General features: G+C 57.0%; 1 pseudogene. It reads right to left on the bottom strand.

From position 1 onward, the window contains the following. Positions 1-221, bottom strand: a pseudogene (locus IYY11_RS00005) (hydrogenase maturation protein); the annotation flags it as partial.

Here is a 221-nt window from a genome sequence, read left to right as displayed (position 1 = left end):
TGCGCCAGCGCCATGGCGCGCAGCCTCAGCTCTTTTTCAAACATCTCTAAATTTTCGCCGAAGACGTCATCGAGAAAGCCGATCTCGCAAGCCTTTCGCGCGCCGAGAGGCTGGCAGCGCTGCGTAAGCTCCAGCGCTTTGTCTTGCCCCACGCGCTTTGGGAGCAAATAGGTCCAATATTCGGAACCGTAGAGTTCCCCCATGCTGCGGTAGTGAGGATT

This window comes from Methylocystis sp. H62, assembly GCF_015709515.1.
Lineage (GTDB): Bacteria > Pseudomonadota > Alphaproteobacteria > Rhizobiales > Beijerinckiaceae > Methylocystis.
Note: the sequence above shows the minus strand (reverse complement) of the source record. Positions and strands in the feature narration are given on the sequence as shown.